Source organism: Dongia sp., from assembly GCF_041918875.1.
Taxonomy (GTDB): Bacteria; Pseudomonadota; Alphaproteobacteria; order Dongiales; family Dongiaceae; genus Dongia.
In genome coordinates this window covers 57,402-84,011 of the sequence record NZ_JAYRUV010000012.1, presented here as the reverse complement: position 1 = coordinate 84,011, position 26,610 = coordinate 57,402, and the positions used below count along the sequence as shown (strand labels likewise).

At 64.4% G+C, this 26,610-nt stretch carries 21 protein-coding genes; 9 read left to right on the top strand and 12 right to left on the bottom strand.

The features are described from left to right. Positions 1-2 precede the first annotated feature (2 nt). The 4 genes from rbbA to ACE3TY_RS13965 form a co-directional block, all read right to left on the bottom strand. Positions 3-2,738, bottom strand: coding sequence for a ribosome-associated ATPase/putative transporter RbbA (rbbA, locus tag ACE3TY_RS13980; RefSeq protein ID WP_374653944.1), 2,736 nt, complete (start codon positions 2,736-2,738; stop codon positions 3-5). Then, on the bottom strand, positions 2,735-3,760 hold the full coding sequence (locus tag ACE3TY_RS13975) for an HlyD family secretion protein (protein ID WP_374653942.1): 1,026 nt from the start codon (positions 3,758-3,760) through the stop codon (positions 2,735-2,737). Before ACE3TY_RS13975 ends, rbbA begins: the two co-directional genes overlap by 4 nt. Positions 3,761-3,859: 99 nt before the next feature. Beyond that, positions 3,860-5,536 (bottom strand): energy-dependent translational throttle protein EttA, encoded by a 1,677-nt coding sequence (gene ettA / locus ACE3TY_RS13970; RefSeq protein ID WP_374653940.1) that lies wholly within the window; start codon positions 5,534-5,536, stop codon positions 3,860-3,862. A gap of 121 nt (positions 5,537-5,657) precedes the next feature. Beyond that, positions 5,658-6,857, bottom strand: coding sequence for a hypothetical protein (locus tag ACE3TY_RS13965; protein ID WP_374653938.1), 1,200 nt, complete (start codon positions 6,855-6,857; stop codon positions 5,658-5,660). 186 nt (positions 6,858-7,043) lie between these two features. Between ACE3TY_RS13965 and ACE3TY_RS13960 the strand changes: the two genes are divergently transcribed. The 5 genes from ACE3TY_RS13960 (at position 7,044) to ACE3TY_RS13940 (ending at position 11,425) form a co-directional block, all read left to right on the top strand. Then, positions 7,044-7,949 carry a DMT family transporter gene (locus ACE3TY_RS13960; RefSeq protein WP_374653936.1) on the top strand — a complete coding sequence of 302 codons (906 nt, stop codon included), beginning with the start codon at positions 7,044-7,046 and terminating at the stop codon, positions 7,947-7,949. Between the two features lie 94 nt (positions 7,950-8,043). Continuing rightward, positions 8,044-8,418 carry a hypothetical protein gene (locus tag ACE3TY_RS13955; RefSeq protein ID WP_374653934.1) on the top strand — a complete coding sequence of 125 codons (375 nt, stop codon included), beginning with the start codon at positions 8,044-8,046 and terminating at the stop codon, positions 8,416-8,418. A 74-nt stretch (positions 8,419-8,492) separates the two neighbouring features. Beyond that, positions 8,493-10,082 (top strand): DNA-3-methyladenine glycosylase 2 family protein, encoded by a 1,590-nt coding sequence (locus tag ACE3TY_RS13950; RefSeq protein WP_374653932.1) that lies wholly within the window; start codon positions 8,493-8,495, stop codon positions 10,080-10,082. Continuing rightward, positions 10,075-10,593: a methylated-DNA--[protein]-cysteine S-methyltransferase gene (gene ogt / locus ACE3TY_RS13945; protein ID WP_374653930.1), complete on the top strand. Its 519-nt coding sequence runs from the start codon at positions 10,075-10,077 to the stop codon at positions 10,591-10,593. Before ACE3TY_RS13950 ends, ogt begins: the two co-directional genes overlap by 8 nt. Before the next feature lie 16 nt (positions 10,594-10,609). After that, complete coding sequence (locus ACE3TY_RS13940) at positions 10,610-11,425, top strand: isocitrate lyase/phosphoenolpyruvate mutase family protein (RefSeq protein ID WP_374653928.1); 816 nt, start codon at positions 10,610-10,612, stop codon at positions 11,423-11,425. 71 nt (positions 11,426-11,496) lie between these two features. On the opposite strand, the gene ACE3TY_RS13935 is transcribed toward ACE3TY_RS13940, so the two are convergent. Further along, positions 11,497-13,107: an MFS transporter gene (locus ACE3TY_RS13935; protein ID WP_374654104.1), complete on the bottom strand. Its 1,611-nt coding sequence runs from the start codon at positions 13,105-13,107 to the stop codon at positions 11,497-11,499. A 338-nt stretch (positions 13,108-13,445) separates the two neighbouring features. Beyond that, positions 13,446-15,569 carry a DUF294 nucleotidyltransferase-like domain-containing protein gene (locus ACE3TY_RS13930; protein WP_374653926.1) on the bottom strand — a complete coding sequence of 708 codons (2,124 nt, stop codon included), beginning with the start codon at positions 15,567-15,569 and terminating at the stop codon, positions 13,446-13,448. A gap of 160 nt (positions 15,570-15,729) precedes the next feature. Here ACE3TY_RS13930 and ACE3TY_RS13925 point away from each other — a divergent pair, with 160 nt between their 5' ends. Further along, positions 15,730-16,425: a hypothetical protein gene (locus tag ACE3TY_RS13925; RefSeq protein WP_374653924.1), complete on the top strand. Its 696-nt coding sequence runs from the start codon at positions 15,730-15,732 to the stop codon at positions 16,423-16,425. 9 nt (positions 16,426-16,434) lie between these two features. Here ACE3TY_RS13925 and ACE3TY_RS13920 read toward each other — a convergent pair whose 3' ends face one another. The 3 genes from ACE3TY_RS13920 to ACE3TY_RS13910 form a co-directional block, all read right to left on the bottom strand. Next, positions 16,435-16,788 (bottom strand): hypothetical protein, encoded by a 354-nt coding sequence (locus tag ACE3TY_RS13920; RefSeq protein ID WP_374653922.1) that lies wholly within the window; start codon positions 16,786-16,788, stop codon positions 16,435-16,437. Between the two features lie 100 nt (positions 16,789-16,888). Further along, a complete protein-coding gene (locus tag ACE3TY_RS13915) occupies positions 16,889-18,718 on the bottom strand; it encodes a sodium:solute symporter family protein (RefSeq protein ID WP_374653920.1) in 1,830 nt (609 codons plus the stop codon). Between the two features lie 16 nt (positions 18,719-18,734). Next, positions 18,735-18,998 (bottom strand): DUF4212 domain-containing protein, encoded by a 264-nt coding sequence (locus ACE3TY_RS13910; RefSeq protein ID WP_374653918.1) that lies wholly within the window; start codon positions 18,996-18,998, stop codon positions 18,735-18,737. A gap of 427 nt (positions 18,999-19,425) precedes the next feature. Between ACE3TY_RS13910 and ACE3TY_RS13905 the strand changes: the two genes are divergently transcribed. Beyond that, positions 19,426-23,187, top strand: coding sequence for a PAS domain-containing protein (locus tag ACE3TY_RS13905; RefSeq protein ID WP_374653916.1), 3,762 nt, complete (start codon positions 19,426-19,428; stop codon positions 23,185-23,187). 17 nt (positions 23,188-23,204) lie between these two features. On the opposite strand, the gene ACE3TY_RS13900 is transcribed toward ACE3TY_RS13905, so the two are convergent. Then, positions 23,205-23,516 (bottom strand): hypothetical protein, encoded by a 312-nt coding sequence (locus ACE3TY_RS13900; protein WP_374653914.1) that lies wholly within the window; start codon positions 23,514-23,516, stop codon positions 23,205-23,207. A 284-nt stretch (positions 23,517-23,800) separates the two neighbouring features. On the opposite strand from ACE3TY_RS13900, the gene ACE3TY_RS13895 reads away from it, so the two are divergent. After that, positions 23,801-24,679 (top strand): sugar phosphate isomerase/epimerase family protein, encoded by an 879-nt coding sequence (locus ACE3TY_RS13895; RefSeq protein ID WP_374653912.1) that lies wholly within the window; start codon positions 23,801-23,803, stop codon positions 24,677-24,679. Between the two features lie 108 nt (positions 24,680-24,787). Here ACE3TY_RS13895 and ACE3TY_RS13890 read toward each other — a convergent pair whose 3' ends face one another. Then, positions 24,788-25,213, bottom strand: coding sequence for an organic hydroperoxide resistance protein (locus ACE3TY_RS13890; protein WP_374653910.1), 426 nt, complete (start codon positions 25,211-25,213; stop codon positions 24,788-24,790). Positions 25,214-25,431: 218 nt separating this feature from the next. Between ACE3TY_RS13890 and ACE3TY_RS13885 the strand changes: the two genes are divergently transcribed. Next, a complete protein-coding gene (locus ACE3TY_RS13885) occupies positions 25,432-25,893 on the top strand; it encodes a MarR family winged helix-turn-helix transcriptional regulator (RefSeq protein WP_374653908.1) in 462 nt (153 codons plus the stop codon). A gap of 6 nt (positions 25,894-25,899) precedes the next feature. Here ACE3TY_RS13885 and ACE3TY_RS13880 read toward each other — a convergent pair whose 3' ends face one another. Continuing rightward, positions 25,900-26,604, bottom strand: a complete 705-nt coding sequence (locus tag ACE3TY_RS13880; protein ID WP_374653906.1) for a response regulator — start codon at positions 26,602-26,604, stop codon at positions 25,900-25,902. Positions 26,605-26,610 lie beyond the last annotated feature (6 nt).

The following is a 26,610-nucleotide window of genomic DNA, read 5'->3' as shown; positions in this document are numbered from 1 at the left end:
ACTCAGCGCTCCTGCTTCGAGACGCAGAGCCGCGCCAGAATGAGAAAGCCGGCACCGAAAGCCGCCAGCACGAGATATTCCTTGCCGAATGCGGCAAAGCCCAGCCCCTTGGTGAAGACGCCGAGGCTCACCGTCTGATACCAGGAGGCGGGAAAGCAGAGGCCGATCCATTTCGCGGCCCCTTCAAGGGTCGCTGTCGGATAGAGCAGGCCGGAAAAATTGACCGCCGGAATGACCGACATGATCGAGGCCGCGAAGAGGGCCGCTACCTGGCTGGAACAGAAGGCCGAAATAAGCAGGCCGAACCCGGTCGTCGCCGCCTGGTAAAGCGGCACGGCCAGCATGAGTGCAAGCCAGCTGCCCTTGGGGTAGATGCCGAAAACGGGAATGGCGACCAGCGTCATCAGCAGGAAGGCGATGCAGCCGATGCCTATATAAGGCAATTGCTTGCCGACAAGATATTCGCCGATGCCGGCGGGCGAGGCGTAGAGATTGGCGATGGTGCCGAGTTCCTTCTCGCGCACGACGCCAAGAGCGGTCAGCATGGCGGGAATCAGCACCAGGAGCAGCATCATGATACCGGGAACGATGGCAACGACGCTCTTGAAGTCCTGGTTGTAGCGGAAGCGCGGCACCAGCTCGTAGGCCGTGGGATCGGGGAACTTGCCGATGGTCTGGCGCGCGCGCTCCATCGCCTGGCGCAGCGCGATGCCCTGGACATAGCCCCGCGCGGTCTCGCCGCGGAAGGGAAAGCTGCCATCGAGGAAGACGCCGAGTTGGGGCGTGCGTCCCTGCAGCAGGTCGCGGCCGAAATCCGGCGGCACCTCGACCGCCACCTGCACGTCGCCGGAACGCAGGCGCCGGTCGAGCGCGTTGAAATCCTCGATCGGCGGCGTTTCGGTGAAATAAGGCGAGCCGCCGAACCCTTCCATCAGGGTACGGCTTTCCAGCGACCGGTCGCGGTCGAGCACGGCATAGCGCAGATCCTCGACATCGAAGGACATGCCGAAGCCGAAGCAGATCATCAGGAAGAGCGGCGCCAGCAGGGCGAAAGCCAGACGCACCGTGTCGCGCCTGAGTTCCAGCGCTTCGCGGCGGGCAAAGACGAAGATGCGGCGCAGGGCGTTTGTCGTCGCCACGGCGGCTTCTTCGGCGCGCGCGCTTCCCGCCCGCACCGAGGTGGACGCCGGCGTCCCTTCATCCGATTCGATCAGCTTGACGAAAGCCTCTTCGAGATCGCCGCCACCATATCTGCCGGCCAGTTCCGCAGGACTGCCGACGGCCAGAGTGCGCCCCCGATGCATGAAGGAAATGCGGTCGCAACGCGCCGCCTCGTTCATGAAATGAGTGGAAACGAAGATGGTCACGCCTTCCTCGCGCGCCAGGTGCCCGATCTGCTGCCAGAAGGCATCGCGCGCCTCCGGATCGACGCCCGACGTCGGCTCGTCGAGAATGAGTACCTTGGGCTTGTGCAGGCAGGCCGCCGCCAATTGCAGGCGCTGGCGCTGGCCCAGCGACAAGTCGCGCGGCAGCCGTTCGACAATTTCCTCGAGATCGAAACGCTTGAGCGCATCGGCGACGCGCTCCGCCAGTTCGGCACGCGGCACCTGATAGAGCCTGGCATGCAGGTCGAGATTGGCGCGGACCGAAAGCTCCTCGTAGAGCGAGAAGCTCTGCGACATATAGCCGATATTGAGCCGCGACTGAGGATCCTGCGCCGCCACCGGCTTGCCCAGCAGGCTGGCCGTGCCGCCGCTGGCAGGCAGCAATCCGGTCAGCATTTTCATCGTCGTCGTCTTGCCGCACCCGTTGGAACCGAGAAAGCCGAATATCTCGCCCGTTTCGATGCGGAAGCTCACCTTGTCCACGGCGACGAAATCGCCAAAGCGGCAGGTCAGCTCTATCGCCTCCATCGCTGGCGGCCCGTCATGCAGCCGGCGCGGCGGCAGGGCAATCTTCGCCGCCGCCACGCTCGAAAGGCCGGCACGATGGCGCAGGGCGACGAATGCTTCTTCCAGGGTAGGTGCCCCCGCGTCGCGCAGTATCTGCTGCGTCGGCCCCGCCGCCAGCAGGCGGCCGGCATCGATGGCGATGAGATTCTGGAAGCGCGCCGCCTCCTCCATATAGGCCGTGGCGGTTACGAGGGTGAGGCCCGGCCGCTCGGCCCGGATTTCGTCGATGAGATGCCAGAACTGGCGCCGCGACAAAGGATCGACACCCGTCGTCGGCTCGTCGAGAATGAGGAGATCGGGTTCGTGAATGAGCGCGCAGCAAAGGCCCAGCTTCTGCTTCATGCCGCCGGACAGCTTGCCGGCCGGCCGGTCCGGGAAGGGATCGAGGCCGGTTGCCACCAGCAGCCGATTGCGCCGCGCCCGCGCCGCCGCGCCATGGAGACCGAAGAGACCGGCGAAGAAATCGATATTTTCGGCAACCGATAGTGTCGGATAGAGATTCTTGCCGAGACCCTGGGGCATGTACGCGATGCGCTCGGCGATGGCATTGCGGTGGCGTCTGCGGCGCATGTCGCCGCCCAGCACGTCGATCTCGCCCTGCTGTATGCGGCGCGTGCCGGAAATGAGCGACAGCAGCGTCGATTTGCCGACCCCGTCGGGCCCGATGATGGCGGCCGTGCCGCCCGCCGGAATTTCGAAGCCGATATCCTGCAGCGCGAAGTGGCGATTGTTGCGGTGCTGTACGCTCCGCAGCCGCACGGCCGGCCCGGGCGCCTGGGCCGTCACGGGTTGGTGCCGCCTTCGGCCGCGTCCTGGGGCGGATTCGAGGGCGGTGGCAATTTGGTAACGAGGAAATCGGGCCAAATCGCCTTCGCATCGACTTTGAGATAGGCATTGCCGGTAAGGCCGGCCTTCACATAGTCGCGATATCTGACGAGAAGATCGTGCGCGATCGCCACCTTGATGCGATAGGTGAGCTTGTCGCGCTCGGTCTTCGTCTCGACGAATTTCGGCGTGAACTGCGCCTCCGCGGCGACGAAACTGATCTCAGCCGGAATGACGAATTCGGGAGCCGCATCGAGCACGATGCGCGCTTCCGAACCGAGCCCGACGCGGCCGGCAACCGCGGTCGGGAAGAATACCACCATATGCACGTCGGCAAGATCGAGCAGGGTTGCGACCTGTCCGCCCGCCGCCAGTACTTCGCCGGCCTTTACCAGCCGGTATTCGACGCGGCCGTCGGTGGGCGCGCGCAGGCTCATGTCGGCAATGACGGTCTGCAACCGCTCGACCCGCGCCGCCGCGGCCAAGGCGGCCGCCTTGGCATTCTCGACGCCGGCGACGGCGCCTTTCAGGGCGGCGACGGCGACATCGCGCTGGGCGCGGCGGCGTTCGACCTCCGCCACCGGACCGGCATTCTTCTTTTCCAACGTTTCGGCACGTCTCAGTTCAATCTCGGCCAGTTCAAGATCCGCCTCGCGGATGCCGATCTCGGCTTCGGCCTCGCCGATCGCTTCCTTGGCTTGGCGCTCGTTCGCCTCTGCCTCGGCCAGGTCCGCCTTCAGCTCGGCGGTATCCATTTCGGCAACGACATCGCCCTTGACGACGAGATCGCCTTCATCGACGCGAATCTCGGCAACGCGGCCGGCGTACTTGGTAGCGACCGCCACGCGTTCGACCTCGATGCGGCCATTGGCGACGGCAAAACCCTTGAGGGCTGCCTCGCTCTGCCGCTCCTGCCAGAAGACATAGGCAGCGGCGGCACCGCCGAGAAGGACGAGAACGATAAGAATGCTCGAAAAGCGCATGGCAATACCGCCGCTCTGCACGAAAAACGGGTCGGAAAACTCATCTTCTCATGCCCAGAACCGGCGGCAAGCACCTTGATATGAATCAAATACGGCCGTTTAACTGCGAATGAGCGGCTTGTACTTGATACGGTGTGGCTGGTCGGCATCGGTGCCCAGGCGCCGGTGACGGTCGACTTCGTAATCCTGGTAATTGCCTTCGAACCATTCGACATGGCTGTCGCCCTCGAAGGCCAGCATATGCGTGGCGACGCGGTCGAGGAACCAGCGGTCGTGGCTGATGACGACGACGCAGCCGGCGAATTCGAGCAGCGCCTCTTCGAGCGCGCGCAGCGTATCTACGTCGAGATCGTTGGTCGGCTCGTCGAGCAGCAGGACATTGGCGCCTGATTTCAGCATCTTGGCAAGATGCACACGGTTGCGCTCACCGCCCGACAGCTGGCCGACCTTCTTCTGCTGATCGGTGCCCTTGAAGTTGAAACCGGCGACGTAGGTGCGGCTCGGCATCTTGCGCTTGCCGAGTTCGATTTCGTCGTGCCCGTCGGAGATTTCCTCCCACACGGTCTTGTTCGGGCTGAGGCTGTCGCGCGACTGGTCGACATAGCCGAGCTTCACCGTGTCGCCGACCTTGAACGAGCCGCCATCGGGCTTGTCCTGGCCGGTGATCATGCGAAAGAGCGTCGTCTTGCCGGCGCCATTGGGGCCGATGACGCCGACGATGCCGCCCGGCGGCAGGCGGAACGACAAGTCCTCGATGAGGAGCTTGTCGCCGAAGCCCTTGTTGAGATGCTCGGCCTGGATGACGAGATCGCCCAGGCGCGGGCCCGCCGGAATGTAGATCTGCGCCGTGTCCTGCGCCTTGTCGTTCTGCTGGGCGAGCAGTGCTTCGTAGGCCGCGACGCGGGCCTTGGACTTGGCCTGGCGGGCTTTCGGTCCCTGGCGGATCCATTCAAGTTCGCGGTCGAGCGTGCGCTGGCGCGAGGTTTCGGCCTTCGATTCCTGTTCCAGACGCTTGGCCTTCTGCTCCAGCCAGGCCGAGTAATTGCCCTCGAAAGGCAAGGCCTGGCCGCGGTCGAGTTCCAGAATCCAGCCGGCGACATTGTCGAGGAAATAGCGGTCGTGCGTGACCGCGACGACCATGCCCTTATATTTATGCAGGAACTGCTCCAGCCAGGCGACCGATTCAGCGTCGAGATGGTTGGTCGGTTCGTCGAGCAGCAGCATGTCCGGATTGGACAGCAGCAGGCGGCAGAGCGCCACGCGGCGACGCTCGCCGCCCGACAGTTTCGTCACATCGGCGTCCGAGGGCGGGCAGCGAAGGGCGTCCATCGCGATTTCGACCGTGCGCTGGATGTCCCAGGCGTCGGCGGCATCGATCTTTTCCTGCAGCTCCGCCTGGCGGGCCAGCAGCGTATCGAAATCGGCGTCCGGATCGCCCATGGCGTTGGAGACCGCCTCGAATTCCTCGAGCAGCTTCGCGGTGGCGCCCACGCCCTCCATGACGTTGCCGAGCACATCCTTGGCGGGGTCGAGATGCGGCTCCTGCGCCAGATAGCCGACCGAAACGCCGTCGGCCGCCCACGCTTCGCCGTTAAACTCCTTGTCGATCCCGGCCATCATCTTCAGCAGGGTCGATTTACCCGCACCGTTATGGCCGAGCACGCCGATCTTGGCGCCGGGCAAGAAAGAGAGCCAGACATTGTCCAGAACCTTCTTGCCGCCGGGATAGACCTTGGAAAGGCCCTTCATCACGTAAATATATTGATACGCCGCCATTTTTTGCTCCGACCGACACTGAAAACACGCCTTTTGCCCAGCCTGGGCGCTGGGGGCGCGGCTTTCTTAGACGATTGGGCCAGTGGGTGGAAGGGGGGTGGAAGGGGCGAGGCGGCGCGCTTTACTGCAGATACCAGGATTTCAGCAATGCGGCGCTATCGGCGGGCGGCAGGGCCAGGGTCTCCCTGTAGAGACTCACCATCACCCTGCATCCCGTTTCGGCATCGAAATCGGGTTCCGCAACATGATCAAGCAGGCCGGCATCCGGCCCCATGCGCGTGAGCACCGTCTCGAACAACGCATCCGTCCGCGCCGTTTCCGGCAAGGGGCGCGCCGGATCGGCGGTTTCGAAGACATCGGCCATCAGTTCGGATTCCTGCCGGCGCAGTTCTTCCGGTATCAGGTGAATAGCTTTCTCCGCGCCGGCGACCTGGCCGCCGCTCAACAGAGCGACGCAACCGGACTTGCTGGTCGCGGCGACGTTCTCGACCTCGACCAGCACGTGATGGAAATACGCCAGGACGGCGCCATCTTCGGCATAAGGCACGTACCTTGCCCGCAGAGCGGAGGTCCATTCCAATCCGGCGCGGCGCAATTCTTCGGCCGGAACACCCTGCGCGGCGCCGCGCTGCAGCTTGTCGACGAGTTTGGCAAAGTGCTCGGGCTCGCGCACCTTCAGCACGCGGAAGATGCGCTGGTCAAGCAGGTCGGCCTCTATATCGGCCGCGCCGCTGGCGAGCCCGGACGCCGCGAAGCTGTCGCCACTGACGATTTCAGTAATCGCGCCAGCGGCCAGCAATTCATCCGGCTTTGGCGCCCAGAGAGCATCCGGTCTTGCTTCTAACGCCTCGGCGACGAAGTCGGCCGGAAAGACGGTCTTGTAGAGCGTCTGCCACTGTTCGGCCGTCATTGGGCCCTTCTCGGGAATCTCATAATTGGCATAGCCGAGCTTGGCGCCCTTGCGCAGATAGCGATTGACGCCCCCTGAGACCACGATCGTGCAGGCCGCCGCACAGGGTTGCGGGACATAGGTGTCCATCTTGCGTTGCGCGATCTGATCCGCGATCGCCCAGGCCTCCTTGAGCAGGCCGCCACGGCCGACATTGACATGAACCAGCCGTAATCCGGGATTGGCCTCGAGCACCGCCGCAAATTCGGCGGCGATGCCTTTCCCAATGCCACCGGAAAGATCGATCTCGGTCGCATTGAGAACGCGGATTTCCCAGGTGAACTCCTCAGCCGCCGCCGGGCGCGCCGCGAGCAACAGAAGGAGGGCAAGGAAAGCCAGCAAGCCGGCCCGCATCTTTCTCTGGTGCGTCATTACTACTCCCGCAACACATGGAACAAAAACGGAACTCCAATACTACTACCAACACGCTCTATTTCTGTCAACCCTTCTCCTTTCAGGCGTTCCGGGGTGGATTTGGCGCTACACCTTCGATCGCCGCGCCGCTATCCTGCCGGCCGACCTGGACCGGGCGCGCCGGCCATTGCAGGTAACCGGTGGATGTCGAAGCGTATGCATGCCCAGAAGCCCCTCGCCGGCATCGTCCTGATGCTCTGCGCCATGGGCGTCCTCCCCTTCCTCGATGTCTGTGCGAAATATCTGGGGCGGATGGGCCTGCCCATCGTCGAGATCGTCTGGGCGCGCCTGTTCTTCGGCATGCTGCTGACCCTGCCCTTCGCCTGGCGGCTGGTGGGGGCGCGGGGGTTGCTGCCGGACCCGCCGGTCATGCATACATTCCGGGGCCTCTTCCTGTGCGGCGCCACCTTTTTCTTCTTCTGGGGCCTCAAATATCTGCCCATCGCCGACACGCTGGCGATCTTCTTCGTGCAGCCGCTGATCATCACGCTGCTGTCGCCCTTCGTGCTGGGCGAGAAAGTCGGCATCCGCCGCTGGGTTGCCGTCATCATCGGTTTTATCGGCACGCTCATCATCATCAGGCCCGGGTTCCAGACCTTCAATCCGGGCATGCTGATGGCCTTGGCCGCCGGCATGTCGCTGGCCATCTACATGCTGCTCACCCGCAAGATGTCGGGCCGCACGCATGCGATGGTCACCACCTTCCACACCAATGTCGCCGGCGCCGTGCTGATGAGCGTCGCCGTCCTCTTCAACTGGCAGATGCCGAGCCTCGAACAATGGCTGCTGTTCGTGCTGATGGCGGCCATCGCGACCTTCGGCCATTTCCTCATCGTCAAGGCCTACGACCATGCCGAGGCGTCGCTGCTGGCGCCCTTCGCCTATGCCGAGATGATCATGGCGGTCGCCGCCGGCTGGTATTTCTTCGGCGATTTCCCCGACGAATGGACCTTCGTCGGCGTCGGCATTCTCATTGCCTGCGCCATCTACATTTCCTATCGCGAGCGCGTGCGCCGCATTCCCCCGACCGTCACCGGCGAGCACACATAAGCCTTATCCGTCAAGATCATATACCCAGTTGAAGAATAAATTCTGCTTGCATAGCATGGGCACCGTACGCGTTTAAATTGGGGTAGACCACAATATGACAAATCTGCGTAGAGCGTCCATCGCCGCGGCGCTGGTGGCGGGGCTTTCCATTCTTGCCGCCTGCGGCGCACCTTCATCCCTCAGCTATCCTTCCGGCGCCACCCTCAAGATCACCAGCAGGGTTTGGGGCGAGTATCAGAAATACCTCGCCAAGCAAGGCGGGGTGCGCAAGGAAGGCGCCTTCCTGGTCGTCATGCATGAGGATATCGGCGTCAGCGCGCGCTGGAGCTATTGTCCGCCGTCGGCCGATTACTGCACCGGCGGCAGCATCAATCTCGCCAACAGCATGTGCCTCGAAGACAAGCTGAAATGCGTGCTCTTCGCGCGCGGGCCGCAGATCGTCCTGCCCTATACGATCATCGACGATTGAACTGGCGCGAGGTTCCAGCCAACCATGTCCGAAAACCGCGAGCCCAACGGATCGCGCGGTGGCATGATGGGCGCATGGAACAGATCGATCCTGGCAAGTGGCAGGGCAGCGAGCAGCCGGAAGCGCCAGCGGGCGCGGCGGCGCTCGACCCTGCCGTCTGCTACCGTGCACTCAAGGCGCGGGATGCCCGCTTCGACGGCCGCTTCTTCGTCGGCGTGACCTCGACGGGGATCTATTGCCGCCCCATCTGCCCGGCGCCCAGCGCCAAATTCGCCAATTGCCGCTTCTATCCCAGTGCCGCAGCGGCACAGGAAGCGGGCTTTCGTCCCTGCCTGCGCTGCCGGCCGGAGACTGCGCCCGAACTGGGTGCCCCAACCATTGGCGCCCCGGCGATCGGTGCGTGGGCGGGCACGTCGAACACCGTCAGCCGCGGCCTCGCCCTCATCGCCGAAGGTGCCCTGGACGGCGATGCGGACAATGTCGACCGTCTGGCCGCCAGGCTGGGTATCGGCGAGCGGCAATTGCGGCGCCTGTTCCAGGAGCATCTCGGCGCCTCGCCCATCGCGGTGGCGCAGACGCGGCGCATCCACTTGGCCAAGCAATTGATCCATGAGACGCGCCTGCCGATGGCCGAGGTGGCGCTGGCGGCCGGTTTCGGCAGCATCAGGCGTTTCAACGAAACCTTCCGCAAGCTCTATGGCCGCCCGCCCTCCGCCTTGCGCCGCAAAGCGGTGACTGCCTTGGCCGCCGGCTCGGTGGCCGGCAGCGGTGTCGTCGTGCGCCTGCGCTACCGGCCGCCTTATGACTGGCCCTTCATGCTGTCCTATCTCGCCGCCCGCGCCATTCCCGGAATCGAGGCAGTGAATGGCACCGTCTACCAGCGCAGCATCGAGATCGACGGCGCCTTCGGCAGCATCGAGATCGTGCCGAATGCCGCCGGGAACAATCTGGCGGCGATGATCCGCTTTCCCTGCGTGCGTGCCCTGCCGGCGATCATCGCGCGCATTCGCCGGGTGTTCGATCTTGGCGCCGATGTCGTCCTCATCGGGGCGCATCTGCGTCAGGACCCGCAACTGGCGCCCCTGGTCGCGGCCCGGCCGGGCCTGCGCGCACCCGGCGGCTGGGACGGATTCGAACTCGCCATCCGTGCCATCCTCGGCCAGCAGGTGACGGTGGCGGCCGGCCGGCAGCTTGCCGCCAGGCTGGTCTCCCTGTGCGGCAGCGCCCTGCCCCAGGGCATCAGGACCGACAGCCTGCACCGCGCCTTTCCCACCCCCGCCCAATTGGCCGCCGCCGATCTCGATACGCTCGGCATGCCAGGCGCCAGGCGCCGGACGCTGCACGCCATGGCCGAAGCGGCCCTGGCCGATCCGGACCTCTTTCGTGCCGGCGGCGATATTGACGCGACCATTGCCAAGCTCCGCGCCATCAAGGGCATCGGCGACTGGACCGCGCATTACATCGCCTTGCGCGTCGTGCGCGAGCCCGATGCCTTTCCAGCGAGCGACATCGGCATCCTGCGCGGCGCCACGAAGCCCCGCGGCGAACGCCCGACACCCCAAGCCTTGCTGCGGATGGCGGAGAGCTGGCGCCCCTGGCGTGCCTATGCGGCACAGCATCTCTGGGCCGCCGACGAAGCCAATCTCGCGAGAACCGATGCCTGAGCCCGCAGCATTGCATATCGACCGCATCGCGACGCCGATCGGAGCGCTTATCATCATTGCCGATGGCCGCAACCGCCTGCGCGCCATCGATTGGGAGGATCACGAGGCGCGGATGCTGCAATTGCTGACACGCTATTGCGGCAAGGCCGGCTTCACCTTGACCAGGCGCCGCGATCCGGGCGGCTTGTCGAGCGCGATGCGCGCCTATTTCAAAGGCGATCTCCACGCTATCGATGCCTTGGCCGCCGATACCGGCGGCACGGCGTTCCAGCAGAAAGTCTGGCGCGAACTCAGGCGCATCCCCTGCGGCAAGACCATTTCCTATGCCGACCTCGCCGCGCGCATCGGCAAACCGAAGGCGGTCCGCGCGGCAGGGCTTGCCAACGGCGCCAACCCGGTCAGCATCGTCCTGCCCTGCCACCGGGTGATCGGGTCGGACGGGTCGCTGACCGGATATGGCGGCGGCCTTCATCGCAAGCGCTGGCTGCTGGCCCACGAGCAAACTGCCTGAAAGAAGGAACAAACCCATGTCGGCCCGTCCCGATTCCGCCACGCTCTTCAATGCGCTGCATCGCGGCCCCGGCATCCTGAAGCTGGCCAATGCCTGGGATGCGGGCTCCGCGCGCCTGTTTGAAAGCCTGGGAGCCCAGGCGATTGCCACGACCAGCGCCGGCTTTGCCTGGGCACTGGGCTTTCCCGACGGCAATGCGTTGCCGCTGGAGCATCTTGTTTCGCATGTCGCGCTGATTGCCCGGACGGTCACCGTCCCGCTATCGGTCGACATGGAGGCTGGCTTCGGCCGCGATGCCGCGGAAGTGGGTCGGGCGGTCAGCCAAATCATCGATGTCGGCGGCATCGGCATTAACATCGAGGATGGGTCGAACCCGCCCGAACAGCTTGCCGCCAGAATTGCGGCCGCGCGCGCGGCGGGCGATGGCAGCGGTGTCGATCTCTATATCAACGCCCGGACCGACGTCTATCTGCGCGGCCTGGTTCCGGCCGAAGCGCGCGTGGGCGAAACCCTGAAGCGCGCCAGGATCTATCGCGAGGCGGGCGCCAGCGGAATCTTCGTGCCGGGCGTGGTTGCCGCCGATGAAATCCGCGCCATCGCCGCCGGCACCGACATGCCGCTCAACGTGCTGGCCTGGGCGGGCCTGCCGGGGGCTGCCGAACTCGGCAAGCTCGGCGTCCGGCGCCTCTCCGCCGGTTCGGGCATCGCCGAAGCCGTCTGGGGCCGCGCCGGGGCTTTGGCCAAGGCCTTCCTGGCGGATGGCGAATCCGCCCCCTTGTCCGAAGGTGCCATGGGCTATGGCGCCATCAACGCCATCGCCAAGATAAACTAGCAAACGCTGGATAAGAAGAGGGCCCTGCCTTGCGGCAGGGCCCGGAGGGGGAACCTATATCCGGTGAGGTCTCACCAGATTTCCATGCGGTGATCCTTGGTTTCGTGGATAAAGAAGATGCCGACCACGAAAGTCATCGCCGCGATGGCGATCGGATACCAGAGGCCGTAATAGATGTCGCCCTGCGCCGCCACCATGGCGAAGCTGACCGTCGGCAGGAAGCCGCCGAACCAGCCATTGCCGATGTGATAGGGAAGCGACATCGAGGTGTAGCGGATGCGGGTCGGGAAGAGTTCGACCAGCATGGCCGCGATCGGGCCGTAGACCATCGTCACCAGCACCACCAGGTAGACCAGCAGGATGGTAACCATGACATGGTCGATCTGCGCCGGATCGGCCTTGGCGGGATAGCCCGCCGCCGCCACCGCCGCCGTCATCGCCGCGGTGAAGGCTTCGGTCTTCGCCTTCATTTCCTCGGCCGGCAGGCCCTTGCCTTCAAAGCTGTCGATGACCGTATCGCCGATCTTGATCTGCGCGAGGGCGCCGGCCGGTGCCGCTTCGTTGGCATAGTTCACCGATCCCTTGGCGAGGAAGCTCTTGGCGATATCGCAAGAGGTCAGGAACTTCGACGTCCCCACCGGATTGAACTGGAACGAGCAGCTGCTCGGATCGGCCACCACGGTCACCGGTGCCGTGGCTTGCGCAACCTCGAGCGCCGGGTTGGCGTAATGCGTGATCGCCTTGAAGACCGGGAAGTAGGTCAGCACGGCCAATGCGCAGCCGGCCATGATGATACGCTTGCGGCCGATCTTGTCCGACAGCCAGCCGAACAGGATGAAGCAGGGCGTACCGATGGCCAGCGAGACGGCAATCAGGATGTTGGCCGTGAATGCGTCGACCTTGAGGCTCTGGGTGAGGAAGAAGAGCGCATAGAACTGGCCCGTGTACCACACCACGGCCTGGCCGGCGGTGAGACCGAAGAGCGCCAGAAGGACGATCTTGAGGTTCTTCCACTGGCCGAAGCTTTCCGTGAGCGGCGCCTTCGAGCCCTTGCCCTCGTCCTTCATCTTCTGGAAGGTCGGCGATTCGCTGAGCTTCAGGCGGATCCAGACCGAGATCAGCAGCAGCAGCAGCGAGATGACGAACGGCACACGCCAGCCCCAGGCGGAGAATTCCTCTTCGCCGATGATTGTGCGGGTGCCGAGAATCACCAGCAGCGACAGGAAGAGGCCCAGTGTCGCCGTGGTCTGGATCCAGCTGGTATGGAGGCCGCGCTTGCCGGCCGGCGCATGTTCGGCCACATAGGTCGCGGCACCGCCATATTCACCGCCGAGCGCCAGGCCCTGCAGCAGCCGGAGGCCGACGAGGATGATCGGCGCCGCGATGCCGATCGAAGCGTAGCTTGGCAAGAGGCCGACGATGAAGGTCGAGATGCCCATGATCGAGATGGTGATCAGGAAGGTATATTTGCGCCCCACCATGTCGCCCAGGCGACCGAAGAAGACGGCGCCGAAAGGACGCACGGCAAAGCCGGCGGCGAACGCCATCAACGCGAAGATGAAGGCCGCTGTCGGATTGACGCCGGAGAAGAATTGCTTGGAGATGATCGCGGCCAACGAACCGTAGAGATAGAAATCGTACCATTCGAACACTGTGCCCAATGACGAGGCAAAGACCACCATCTTGACGTCGGATGGTTCTCTTTCCTTTGTGACGGCGATGCGGCCGGCAGATTCGGTAATTGTTGACACTGTAGCTATCTCCCCATGTTTCAAGTTCTCGGGGTGTCTGGCACAAGGTCGGCGCTTGGCGCTCTTGCCCGTGCGCACAGCCATCACAGCCACCGCAATGCGACGGCCGATGTTGTCACCCGGCTCCACTGACCGGCTTACCGGAATTGGAACTCGATACCGTCATATGCCGGGGCGGTGGCGAAAGGAGCCCAGACTTTGGTCTTATCGACCTTCGGAGAGGGTCGGCGTGAAGGGATCGCAGCGATTTCCGCGCAGGCGAAAACGCCCTAGAACATCATGCCGCGAACGAGATCGGGAACCAGCTGGATGCGTTTCAGCGCTTCCTTGAGACGCGCCGCTTCGCGTGCCGACAGCTTGGCGATGTCGATCGCGTTGCTGAGCTTCTCGCCGCCAAGCATGGCGCGCGATTGCTGTGCCAGCAGCAGGGATTGGCAAAAGGCGTGATCGTCGAGGAGGCCGAGCAGCAGCGCCGCATCGCCGCGTTCGAGCGCCGCCAGCCGCGACAGGCGGTCCTTGGTGGAATGAGCGAGGATGTTGTGCCTGATGGCGAGCGTGCGCGCCGCCGCCACGACCGGAAACAAGGCATGCAGCTTGAGGTCGATCTTGCCGTTCTCGGTGTTGATGCGGCCGAAGAAGCCGAACGGATTGGCGATCTGCTCGAGCTTGGCGCCCAGGAGCTTGGTGAAGATCGGGCTCCTGCTGCCCATCGCGTACGCATAGGTGAAGAGATCGGTCGCCAATTGACGGCGACCGTGCACCGGGTAACCGTCGAAAAAGATATCGACATTGAGCAGGTTCTGCGGATTGCCGCTGGCGATCCACGCATCGACACGCGCGCGCCATGTCGCAAGGGAACCGCGCCACGACGGATTCCTGGCCATGACGCCGCCATCGCACAAGGGGATGCCGGCCGTATCCAGAATCGACGCCATCCGCGTGCCGAGCTCGGCAAACCATTTGTCTTCGCGGCCGCCGGCATCGCCATGTTCGAAGATCACCGCATTGTCCTGATCCGGTTTCAGCAGGCTTTCGCCGCGCCCGCCGGAACCCAGGACCATGATCGCATAGGCACAGGGCGGATCGGCGAACCCATCCGCCCGCATGCTTTCCTCGGCCAGCCCGGCCGCTCGTTCCGTGGCTGCGCGCAGTTCCTCCGAAACGATCCGCGTGATGATGTGCGCGTCCAGCCCTTCGCGCGTCAGCGACTGCACGACGGTGGCGAGGTTGGACCATGCGAAGGCCATGTCGCTGGCGCTCCCTGCCTCCTCGATCTCGTCGTTGAGCATGATGGCGGGGTCGGTGCGCAGCTTCAGCAGGTCGCGCGCCGAGACGATGCCGGTCAGTTCGCCGGAATCGTTGATGACGGCAAGGTGGCGATAGCGCTGCCGACGCATGCGCGGGATCGCGCGATAGACGAAAGTGCCTTCCCGGATGGCCGTAACCGGCGCCGACGCGATGGTTGCGACCGGGTGCGTCAGGGCGTCCGCGCCGCCTTTGGCTATGTGCCGCAGAACGTCTCGTTCGGTCAGGATGCCATAGGCTGAGATGGGCTGTCCGGGTTCCGGCCGGTCGGCGACGAGAACCGACGAGATCGCCTTTTCCATCATGGCAGCCATCGCGTCGGACAGTTTCGTCTCTTTGGCGATCACCACGGGCGGCGCGCTCATCACATCGCCGATCATGTGGCGGTAGACGTAAGTGTCGTAGGTCTTGAAATCGCCGCCGACATCGCCGCTGCGGGGATCGGCGATCGGATGGTCCCAGCCGGCGACCGCTCCGGCTGCGGGCTGGGGCGTGCGATGCGCCAGGGCACGTTCAGCCTGGGCCAGGGAATGAATGCCGCGCTCGATCAGCAATGGCACCATGCGCAGGAAGATCTGCCCCGCCGCCCTGGCGTCGCCCAGCGCCGTATGCCGGTTCTCGATGTCGATATGGAACCAGGCGGCCAGTTTCTCCAGCGACGGGTCGTGCAAGGCCGGCACGACCAGCGGTGCCAGCAGCCGGATGCAGAGCGAGCGCGGCTTGTGCCAGGAGAGGCGGTGCCGATGGGCCTCGTTGCGCAATACCGTCAAATCGTAGGCCAGCGTATGGCCGATCAGCACGCGCCCGGCGATGAACCGGTTGAATTCGGCCCATCGCGTCGCCAGGTTTTCCGCGCCCTTGACGATATCGTCGGTGACGCCGTGAACGGCGGATACGGCAGGTGGGATCGGGACAAGCGGATCGACAAGCCGGTCGAACGGATGGCCCGCATCGATTTCTCCCCCTTCGATATGCAGGGCACCGATCTGAACGATGCGGGCGTCCTTGACATCCAGGCTGGTCGTCTCAAGGTCGATCGCAACGGCATTGAGGGCAAAGAGCGGCGTCGCGCCGGTTACGTGCCGCATCGATCACCTACCTTCAGCCACGACAGGTTCCGCAACGGGAGAGTCACGCAAATATCCTAGCGCAAACCTCGCACGCCGCTAAGGCGCAATCCGCCGCGCCGGCTTGACCGTCCGGCGACAAACGGGCCTTATGTCTGCATCGTCTTTGATGGACTTTGCCATGCAGCCAGGCCGCACCGAGGAGAGAGTCGATCCCGCCGAAATTCCGTTGCGGCGCGTCATCGACCTGTTGCGCAACCCGGCGGCGGTCTGGCCCACTTTCCGGGCCTATCTGGGTTTCGGCAAACAGCGGCGCCTGGAAAGGATCGCCGACATGGCCGGGCTGCAGAACTTTATGGAGACGCGCGCAAGCTTCGTGGCGCAGACCTCGCTCTACGGCTATCTCCGGACCCGCGCCGGGCAGCGATATCCCGAATTGTTCGACGATCTCGGCTTCGTCGCATCGGTCAACGTCGCCAAATGGCAGATATGGCTGGCTTGCCTGTCGGATCTTGCCATCTATGCCGGCGGCCTGCTGGCGCGAGCCGCGCCGGAATCCCGGCCGTCCGTCGGCCCGGCCATGCTGGCAGCGGTGGACGCGATCCTTGCGCGGACCGGCATTCCCGGCGATGCCGGCCCGGAATTCGCGGCATCCGCCGCGGACGTGCTGGAACGGCTGCGTCAATGCGACTGGCCGGCGGTCGGCGACAACGAAACCGCGTTCTCGCAAAGCCCGCCGGCACTGGTCAGATGGGCTCCCATTGTCGACAGCCTCAAAGCGCTGGACGAACCGATCGTGCTCAATTCCGTCCGGTTCCGCTGGCAGGAAGTGCGCCGCGACCTGCGCCGCTGTCTCGATGCGGCCGCCATATTCTGAGGCCGCCCGTCAATCGAGAAACCGGCCGAGGATCGCATAGATGCCCTGGGCGATTTCGCCTTCCAGCGGAAACGACAGCATGCCCATCACGGAATAGCCGAGCAGCCAGGGCATGAGATAGAACCGGATCATGTAGAAGAACCAGGCCACGTAAAGCGGCACCATGGGCTTCACCAGGAAGGCCGGCGTGATCGGCTTGAACAGGCTCAGCACCGGATCCGTGACGCGAACGAAGAAGCGGGAAAAGAAGAACCGGCTTTCCTCCGGCAGGAAGAGGCGCATGCCGAACCGCCCGATCAGCGTCCACATGACCACCCCGAGGATATAGTCCAAGACGATTGCCCAGAGTGGGATCTCGACCATCTTTGCAGCGCTCCCCCTGCGATTGCCCGGCGACCCGGACAGCATACAAAAAAGAGCCGGGGAGAGAAGCCTCTCCCCGGCTCCGCGTCGAACGGTTTGCTCAGTGCGACGAATCGACGATCGTTCTACCGCTGGGGACACGGACTTCGTCGACCATGGCCTGGATTTCCGCATCCGGCGCCTTGGTCAGCAAGGTCACCACGACCATGGCGATGGCGCTGGCCGCGGTACCCACGATGCCGAAGCGCAGATCGTCGAGGCCGATCCACGGCGCCATGCCGCCCCATTTGACCATGTAGAGGTACCACGAACCGATACCCAGTCCGGCCACCATGCCGGCTATGGCCCCCGGCCGGTTGGCCCGCTTCCACCATACGCCCAGCACCAGCGGGAAGAACAGTCCCGACATGGCGAAGCAGAACGCCCAGGCCACCGCGCCCAGAATGCCGGTGAGCTTCAGGCTGGCCACGAGCGCACCGGCCACGCCGATCACCACCAGCAGCACGCGGGCGACGATCAGCCGCCGCTTCGTTTCCGCATGAGGATCGATCATCTTGTAATAGAGATCGTGCGACAATGCGTTGGCGATGGCGAGCAGGAGCCCGTCCGCCGTCGACATGGCGGCTGCCATGCCGCCGGCCGCCACCAAGCCGGAGATGACATAGGGCAGACCGGCGATTTCCGGAGTCGCCAGCACCACGATGTCGGGCCGCATGAAGAACTCGTTGACCTGGAGGATTCCGTCGAGATTGGAATCCGAAATCTTCAACATGCCGACCGCGCCCCATTTCTGCACCCATTCCAGGGCGTTCACGTCCGCCACCGCCTTGCCGATGATGCTGGTAGCCAGATTGGGATCCAGGATCTGCAGCTTGGTCAAGGTGGCCAGTGCCGGCGCCGTGAAGTAAAGCAGCGTGATGAAGAACAGCGACCATGCCACCGACGCGCGCGCGGCACGCACGGTCGGCGTGGTGAAGTAGCGCATGAGGATGTGCGGCAGCGAGGCCGTGCCCAGCATCATGCAGGCAACCAGCGTACAGAACTTCCAGGCCGCCAGGGCCGAATCCCCGGGAGCGGCATGGAGGTTGGTCAGCGCCGAGAGGCCGGCGAAGGTCTCGCTTGGCTTCAGCGCGCCGACCTGCAGCATCGGCTCCAGCTCCTGAATGCGGGCGACGGCGTTGCCGTACATCAGCTGCGGGAACCAGCCGAAATCCTGGGTGATCGACATCCAGAACACAGGCACGAGATAGGCGATGATGAGCACGATATACTGCGCCACCTGGGTCCAGGTGACGGCCCGCATGCCGCCCAGCATCGAACAGAGCAGAATACCGGTGAGGCCGAACCAGACGCCCACTTCGAACGGAATCTGCAGGGCGCGCGAAGCGATCGTGCCCGTGGCATCGATCTGCGCCGTCACATAGGTGAAGGACGCCACGATCAGGACGATGACGGCGCAGAACCGCGCCAGATTGCCGCCATAGCGCGTGCCGACGAAATCCGGCACGGTATAGCAGCCGAACTTGCGCAGGTAGGGCGCCATCAGGATGGCCACCAGCACATAGCCGCCGGTCCACCCCACCACGAACCCCAGATAAGGATGGCCGCCGATATAGATGCCGCCCGCCATGGCGACGAAGGAGGCGCCGGACATCCAGTCCGCTCCCGTCGCCATGCCGTTGAAGACCGGCGGCACTTCGCGCCCGGCCACGTAATAGGCATCGACCTGCATGGTGCGCGACAGCCAGCCGATCACCGCGTAGATGGCGATCGTGAAGCCGACGAACCAGAGCCCGATCATGTCGGCACTCATTCCGAGCTGCTCAAAGAATGCCATCAAGGCGAAGAACAGAAGGAAGGTGCCGGTGTACAAGGCGTAAATCTTCGGAAGGTTATCGACGAACCTTCCCTGCAATCTGAAGAAGCTCATGGCGTGTTCCCCCTCTTTATTCTTCTGCGACGCCGCATTCGCGATCGACCTTGTCCTGCTGCTTCACGAAGACGAAGAGCTGGATGACGAAAGCGTAGAGCGAACCCTGCGCGGCCATGTAATAGCCGAGCGGGAAATCGAGGAACCGAAGCTGGTTCAGATCGTTCGCAAACCATTGCAGGATGTAGGCGAAGACGAACCAGACAGCGAGATGAATGAACATCAGCCGCCTGGTCCTGCGCCAGTGATTAAGCCTGTCTACCGTCGACGATTGAGACACTGTCTATCCCTCCCGTTTTTCTGTGAAAGTGAAAGAGCTGCCGGCCGGCCGGGATGGCCGAACAGCCGCAACAGCGCGCGCCCAGCAGCGCGAGGTCATGGAAAGCGGGTGATCTGGCTCAATTGCATCAATCAAGCGACGCCCCCCTATCTGGATGGCGCGGCGCCGGAAACTTTCGGCTCCGCACCCGTGAGCAGCGTAGTGCTCATCTCTCCCGAATATGCCGTCCGCTTCTCTTGGCCCCCGCCGCGTCGGGCAGGGGCGTCATGTCGGACTGGATGGTCTGCGACTCGGTGCTATTTTTACATGAAATCGAGGCGCATAGTATCTCATAGTCCGCCCCTTGCTCCAATGGACCCCCGACTTTCGTCGTAGCGACTTTGGCCCGAATGGACAGTTTGAACCGGTGCATGCAGTAATATTCGCGATGTCGCAAAGCACACTGACGCTCATTCTGTCGCTGGCCTATCTCGGCCTTCTGTTCCTGATCGCCCATGCCGGCGAAAGGAAGGCGGCGAATTGGTCGCGCGGGCGCTTGGGACCACCCATTTACGCCTTGTCCCTGGCCATTTACTGCACATCGTGGACCTTCTACGGCTCGGTCGGTCGCGCCGTCACCAACGGCCTCGATTTCGCGCTCATCTATGTCGGGCCGATCCTGGTCATCATTCTCGCCTGGCCGGTCATGGCGCGCATTATTGCACTTGCGAAACAGCAGAACGTCACATCGATCGCCGACATCCTCGGCGCCCGCTATGGCCGTTCGCGCGCCGTCGCCGTCATCGCCACCCTGATCGCGGTGGTGGGCGCGATGCCTTATATCGCGCTGCAGCTGCAGGCGGTCTCGTTCAGCTTCGAGGCCCTCTCCGGCAAGGTGGGCGCCGGCGAGTTCGCCGGCAGCGGCACCCTGCATGTGCCGATCTGGCAGGACACGGCCCTCATCGTCGCGCTGATGATGGCGGCCTTCACGATTCTGTTCGGCGTGCGCCATGTCGAGGCGAGCGAACAGCATCGCGGCATGATGCTGGCGATCGCCATCGAAAGCCTGGTCAAGCTCTGCGCGCTTCTGGCCGGGGGCGTCTTCATCGTCTGGGGGATGTTCGACGGCCCTGGCGCCCTGCTGGCCAAGACGCAGTCCCTGCCGGCGGCGGCACAGATCCTCAATCCGACCGTCAATGCCAATTGGCTGGCGCTGACCGTTCTGTCGGGCCTTTCCTTCCTCTGCCTGCCGCGCCAGTTCCATGTCGCCGTGGTCGAACACGACCACCCCAAGAGCCTCATGACCGCGCGCTGGATGTTTCCGCTCTATCTCGTCGTCATCAACATCTTCGTCGTGCCGATCGCGATGGCGGGCCTCGCCCGGCTCGACCCTTCCCACGTGCCGGATTTTTTCGTCCTCTCCCTGCCGCATTCGGAAGGTGCGGAATGGCTGACCGCCTTCATCTTCTTAGGGGGATTGTCGGCCGCCACCAGCATGGTCGCGGTTGCATGCATGGCGCTGTCCGGCATGGTCGGCAACGAGCTGGTCATGCCCTGGCTGCTGCGCCGCCGCCAGGAGGAAGGCGCGCATCTGGGCCAGCTCGGCCTTCTGGTGCGGCGTCTGGCCGTCATCGCCATCCTGTTATGCGCCTACGCCTACTACCGCACGATCGCCGGCCTGCTGCCGCTGGTGACGATCGGCCTGATCTCCTTCTGCGCCGTCGCGAATTTCGCTCCGCCCCTGCTCATTGGCCTCTATTGGCGCCGCGCCCATCGCTATGGCGTCATCGCGGGGCTGCTGGGCGGGTTCGCGGTCTGGTTCTGGGCGATCCTGTGGCCGACCATCCAGCCGCACCAGGCGCCGACCCTTCCCCCCATCGGGCCCCTCGCCTGGTTCGACCCGCTGCTGCGCGGCTTCGTCGTTGCGATGGCCGTCAATGTGGCGCTGCTGGTGGTGGGTTCGCTGCTGGCCAGGCCCATGGCCCGTGACCGGCAGCAGGCCGCGGCCTTCTGCGGCGACGACAAGGAGGGCGACCGTTCAAAGCCGGTTTCGCCGGCGCGCACCGAACTCGACCAGTTGAAGGAGCTTGCCGCCCGCTTCATCGGCACCGAGCGGGCCGAGGAAGCTTTCGGCACGCTCAATCTCTCCGGCGCCGCCGCGGTCGAGTTCACCGAACGCCTGCTCTCGGGCACGATCGGCGCGGCGTCGGCCCGTGTCGTTGTCACCACGGCGCGGCGCAAGGGCCTGTGGATGCCGGGCTCCATCCGTGAAATGCTGGACGAGGCCACCGCCGCCATCCGCTATAATGCCGATCTCTTGCGCCGGACGCTGGATCATATGGGGCTGGGCCTGGCGGTCTTCGATGCGACCGGCAAGCTTGAAGTGTGGAACGACCGCTTTGCCATTCTTTCCGGCGTCGAGCGCGAAACGCTCGGCGTCGGCATCAATATCGCCAACCTGCCGGCGCACCTGCCGGCGCTGGCGGCGGCGCTCGATACGGCGCCCGTGGCCTTGCGCGAAATCAAGCTCGGCGACGGATCGGTGACGGAGCTGCGCGCCGACCCGCTGGCCGGCGGCGGCGTCATCGTCACCGCCAACGACGTGACGGCGCGGGTGCGCGCGGCCGAGGCCCTGCGCGACAGCGAAAGGCGCACGCGCATCGTCACCGACAACGTGCCGGTGCTGATCGCCTATATCGACCGCGACCGGACCTATCGCTTCACCAACCGGTCCTACAAGGCCTCGCTGAAGGACGGCGCCGCCGCGACAGAGGGCCGCCATGTGCGCGAGGTGCTGGGCGAGGCGCGCTATCAGCAGCTGAAGCCGCATATCGACGCGGTGCTGGCCGGCAACGTGCAGGTGTTCGAGATCGACTTCCCCACCAACGACGCCAAGATCGAAGTGGCGCGCGGCACCTATATCCCGCACTTCGACGAAAGCGGCCAGGTGCTGGGCTTCTTCCTGCTCTATGTCGACATCACCGAGCGGCGCCGCGCCGAGGAGGCGTTGCGAATCGCCAATGAAAGCCTGGAGCGGCGCGTGGCGACGCGCACGGCCGAACTGGAGGCCGCCCGCGCCCGGGCCGAGGAAGCCAATATCGACAAGACCCGCTTCATCGCCGCCGCCAGCCACGATCTGCTGCAGCCGCTGCATGCGGCGCGTCTCTTCGTGGCGGCCCTCTCGGAACGGCATGTGGCGGACGAACTGGTGGCCAAGGTCGATCTCGGCCTCTCCTCGGTCGAGGCCCTGCTCGACACCCTCCTCGATATCGCCAAGCTCGATGCCGGCGCCATCAAGCCGGAGCCGCGCGCCATTCCGCTGGGGCCGCTGCTGCAATCCCTGGCCGATGCCTTCGCGCCCTTGGCCGAGCGCAACGGCATGAACCTGCGCGTCGTGCCGTCCAGGGCATGGGTGACGACCGATCCGGCATTGCTGCGGCGCGTGCTGCAGAATTATCTGTCGAACGCCATCCGCTATGGCCGCGGCCCGGGCGCCAGGCCGCGTGTCCTGATGGGCTGCCGGCGCGTGGGCGACAATATCCGCATCGAAGTGCGCGACAACGGACCCGGCATCGCCCAGCATCAGCAGGCCAATATCTATCAGGAATTCATCCGCCTGAAGCCGGCCAGCGTCGGCGGGGAAAGGGGGCTGGGGCTAGGGCTGGCCATCGTCGACCGCATCGCGCGGATGCTGGGCCACGGGCGTGGCCTTGCCTCCGCACCCGGCAAGGGTGCCGCCTTCAGCATCGATCTGCCGCTCACGCTCGCCGATACGGCGAGCCTTCGGGATGCACAGCCGGATATTGGCGATCCCGACGCCATGGTCAGGGCGCCCTTCGTCATCTGCATCGATGACGAGGAGCAGGTGCGCGAAGGCATGGATGTGCTGTTGAAGAGCTGGGGCTGCGACGTGATCACCGCCGCCAGTGCCGACCTGGCGCTGGCTGCCTCGGCCGGCCGCGACGGGCCGCCGGATCTGCTGCTGATCGACCTGCACCTGGGCGACGAACAGCCCGACGGGATCAACGAGATCGCCAAACTGCGCGACGCCTGGGGCGATGCGCTGCCCGCCGTGCTCATCACGGCCAACCGCGATCCCATCGTCATGGCGCGCGCCAAGGCCTTGCGCCTGGATGTCCTGCACAAGCCGGTCAAACCCGCCAAGCTGCGCGCGCTGATCGCTCAGCGTTCGCAGCGTTCGGTTGCCTGAATCTCACGCCCTGAATCCTAAGCGTTGCGCGGCGTCACGGTCTTGCGCAACTCGTTGATCGCCGCTTCGACCTTGCCGTGATGGCCGCTGGTCAACTGACCGAGCTGCCGCAGGACGGTCGCCGCTTCATTGGCGATCCCGCCGAAGAAATGGCCGATCGCCTCGTTGCGCAGTTCATGCGCCCGCTGGCGATGGAAATCGATGGAATCGGCCAGGACCGTCTCAGGCCGGTAATATTCCGGCAGTTCGGCATCGTAGTGGTGGGACTTTACCCGGTATTCCGGCTTTTCCGTCAGCCAGACATTCTCTTCTTCGCTATAGGGCCACATGGAAGACCTCCTTAAGTGTGGATATCTTCCTCCCGTGCTCCGGCGTTTCTCGCTGTCGCCGATTGCTGCACTGCAGTACGACTATATAGCTGTTAACGCCGGACTTTCAATGTGGCTTTCGCATTGCAACATTGCGAAAGTGACGCACCCTCGAAGCGAAACTGGCGCCGCCCGGCCGTCTTGCGACAGAAAATTTCACGAAGCAGCATGGATGCTGGTCAACGCCTTGATTCGGCCCTATTTTCCTCAACCTGACAACGCTGTCACCGCAAGGAGCGATCGGCATGAACAAAATCGGCGTCCACGCCTTGGTCTGGGTCGGCGGCTGGAGCCATGCCGAGGCCAATAAGGCGATCGAGCGCACGGCGGCCCTGGGTTACGACATCATCGAAATACCCGCCCTCGACCCCGCGACCATCGACCCGGCCCATACCCGGCGCGTGGCGGAAGCCAACGGACTCGGCATCACGGTGTCGTTGGGGCTCGATGGCGGCGCCGACATTTCCAGCGAGGATCCGGACAAGATCCGGCGCGGCGAAAAACTGCTGCGCGAAGCACTTGCCGTCACCCGCGACATGGGGGCCACGCATATGTGCGGCATCCTCTATTCCGGCTTCATGAAATACGCCGACCCCACCACCGAGCGCGGCAAGGAGAACTCGGCCGACGTGCTGCGCCGCATCTGTGCTGAAGCCGCCCGGAGCAGCATCACCATCGGCCTCGAAGTGGTGAACCGCTATGAAAGCAACGTGCTCAACACGGCGGCGCAGGCGGTCGATTTCTGCAAGCGCATCGGTGCCCCCAATGTGAAGGTGCATCTCGACACCTACCACATGAATATCGAGGAGGCCGATATCGAACAGGCCATCGTCGCCACCGGCGACCATCTCGGCTACTTCCATATCGGCGAATCGAACCGCGGCTATCTCGGCGCCGGCACGGTCGATTTCGACAAGATATTCCGCGGCCTCGCGCGCGCCGGCTACAAGGGCCCGATCACCTTCGAGAGCTTCTCCTCGACCGTCGTCAACAAGCAGCTTTCGGGAATCCTCGCCATCTGGCGCAATCTCTGGGAAGACAGCGGCGACCTCGCCGCCCACGCCCGCGATTTCATCCGCGCCAACCTCAAGGCAGCAAGGGAAGCGCAGCAGCGGCGGGGGTGAGGCTTTTCCTGAAAAAGTGGATGGCCGGGTCAAGCCCGGCCATGACGATAAAAAAGAGCCGTCATACCCGGGCTTGACCCGGGCATCCGCTGGTGCCGACAAGCCGCCTTAGAGCACGTTCAGCTTCACATCGATATTGCCGCGCGTCGCGTTCGAATACGGGCACACCTGATGCGCCTTGGCGACGAGCGCTTCCGCTGCCTGCCGGTCGAGGCCGGGCAGCGAGATGTCGAGCGTCACTTCAAGGCCGAAGCCGCCTTCGGAACGCGGACCGATGCCGACCTCCGCGGTGATGCTGGTATCGGCGGGCACCTTCACTTTCTCCTGGGCGCCGACGAATTTGAGCGCACCGATGAAGCAGGCCGAATAGCCGGCGGCGAAAAGCTGTTCGGGATTGTTGCCGGTCCCGCCGGCGCCGCCCAGTTCCTTGGGCGTCGCAAGCGTGACGCTGAACGTGCCGTCGGCGGTCTGTGCCTTGCCGTCGCGGCCGCCGGTCGCCGTCGCCTTGGTGCGATAGAGAACATTGACGCTCATGATCTGCTTCCTTTCCTCTGCTCTGTCTTTGGGCTTCTCGGCCGAGCCGGGTGGTCCGCCGCCGATGGAGGGGATATTGGCATAAATTAGATTGTGTACAATTTAATTTTGCATGCATGATCTACATACCTGGATTGCGCAATTAAATTTTACACAAGCTATTCCCGTCCGGCTGCTGTGGAACTAGATTCAGAAAAGCGCGGAATCGAGGAGCGGGCATGAAGCAAACCGATGACAAAGTGGGGGGCAGGCTCGGCCTGGCGCAGCAGCTCTGCTTCGCGCTCTATTCGACCAGCCATGCCTTCACCCGGGCCTATAAGCCGCTGCTGGCGCCGCTGGGCCTCACTTATCCCCAATATCTGGTCATGCTGGTGCTGTGGGAAGAGGAGGATGTGACGGTAAAGGAGATCGGCGCCCGCCTGCAGCTCGATTCGGGGACCCTTACCCCGCTGTTGAAACGGCTCGACGCCGCCGGCCTCGTCACCCGCGCACGCGACAGCGGCGACGAACGACAGGTACGCGTGTTGCTGACGGAGGCCGGCCACGCCTTGAGGGCAAGGGCCGAGGAAATCCCGAAGCGCCTGGCCGAGGCGATAGGCGAGCCGCTGACCGCGATCGTCGCCCTGCGCAACCAGCTCACCGAAATCCGCGACCGCATCGGCGCGGTCGGCGCCGACTGACGGCGGCTATTCTTCCGTGCTGGCGGGAATCGGCTTGGTGACCGGTTCCAGCGACAGGCGCTGCGCCAGGATCACGGCCTGGGTGCGCGAAGTAACGCCCAGCTTGCGGAGGATCTCGGTGACATGAGCCTTCACCGTGGGCTCGCTGATCTGCATTTCGAAGGCGATGAGCTTGTTGGGCATCCCTTCCGCCAGCAGGGAGAGCACGCGGTGCTGCTGCGGCGTCAGCTGGGCGGCACGCTGCGCCAGGTCCCGATCGCGGCTGGCCAGCACCTCGTCCTTGGCCTCGTCCGGCAGCGACACGGCGCCGGACAGGATCGCCCTGACCGCATCGAGGAAACGCTCGGCGGCGGCCAGTTTCGGGATGAAACCGGCGGCCCCCATCTCCACCGCCTGGCGCATGGCGGCGGAATTGGTGGTGGCCGACACGATGGCGATGGGCAAGGACGGATGCTGGGTGCGCAGGGCGGCGAGGCCCGCCAAGCCCAGCATTCCCGGCATATCGAGGTCGAGGACGACCAGATCGGTCTCGGGCGCTGCCTCGATGGCCGCCTGGGTCTCCGCCAGGGTTCCCGCAAAGCCTATTTTCGCATCCGGAAACGCCCCTTTGAGGGCCGCCGCGAGGGCATCTCGCACCATAGGATGATCGTCTGCCACCACAAAGGTGAGACCCGCCGATTGCGATTCCGGCCCCTGGGCCCTGACTGCCATACTCTC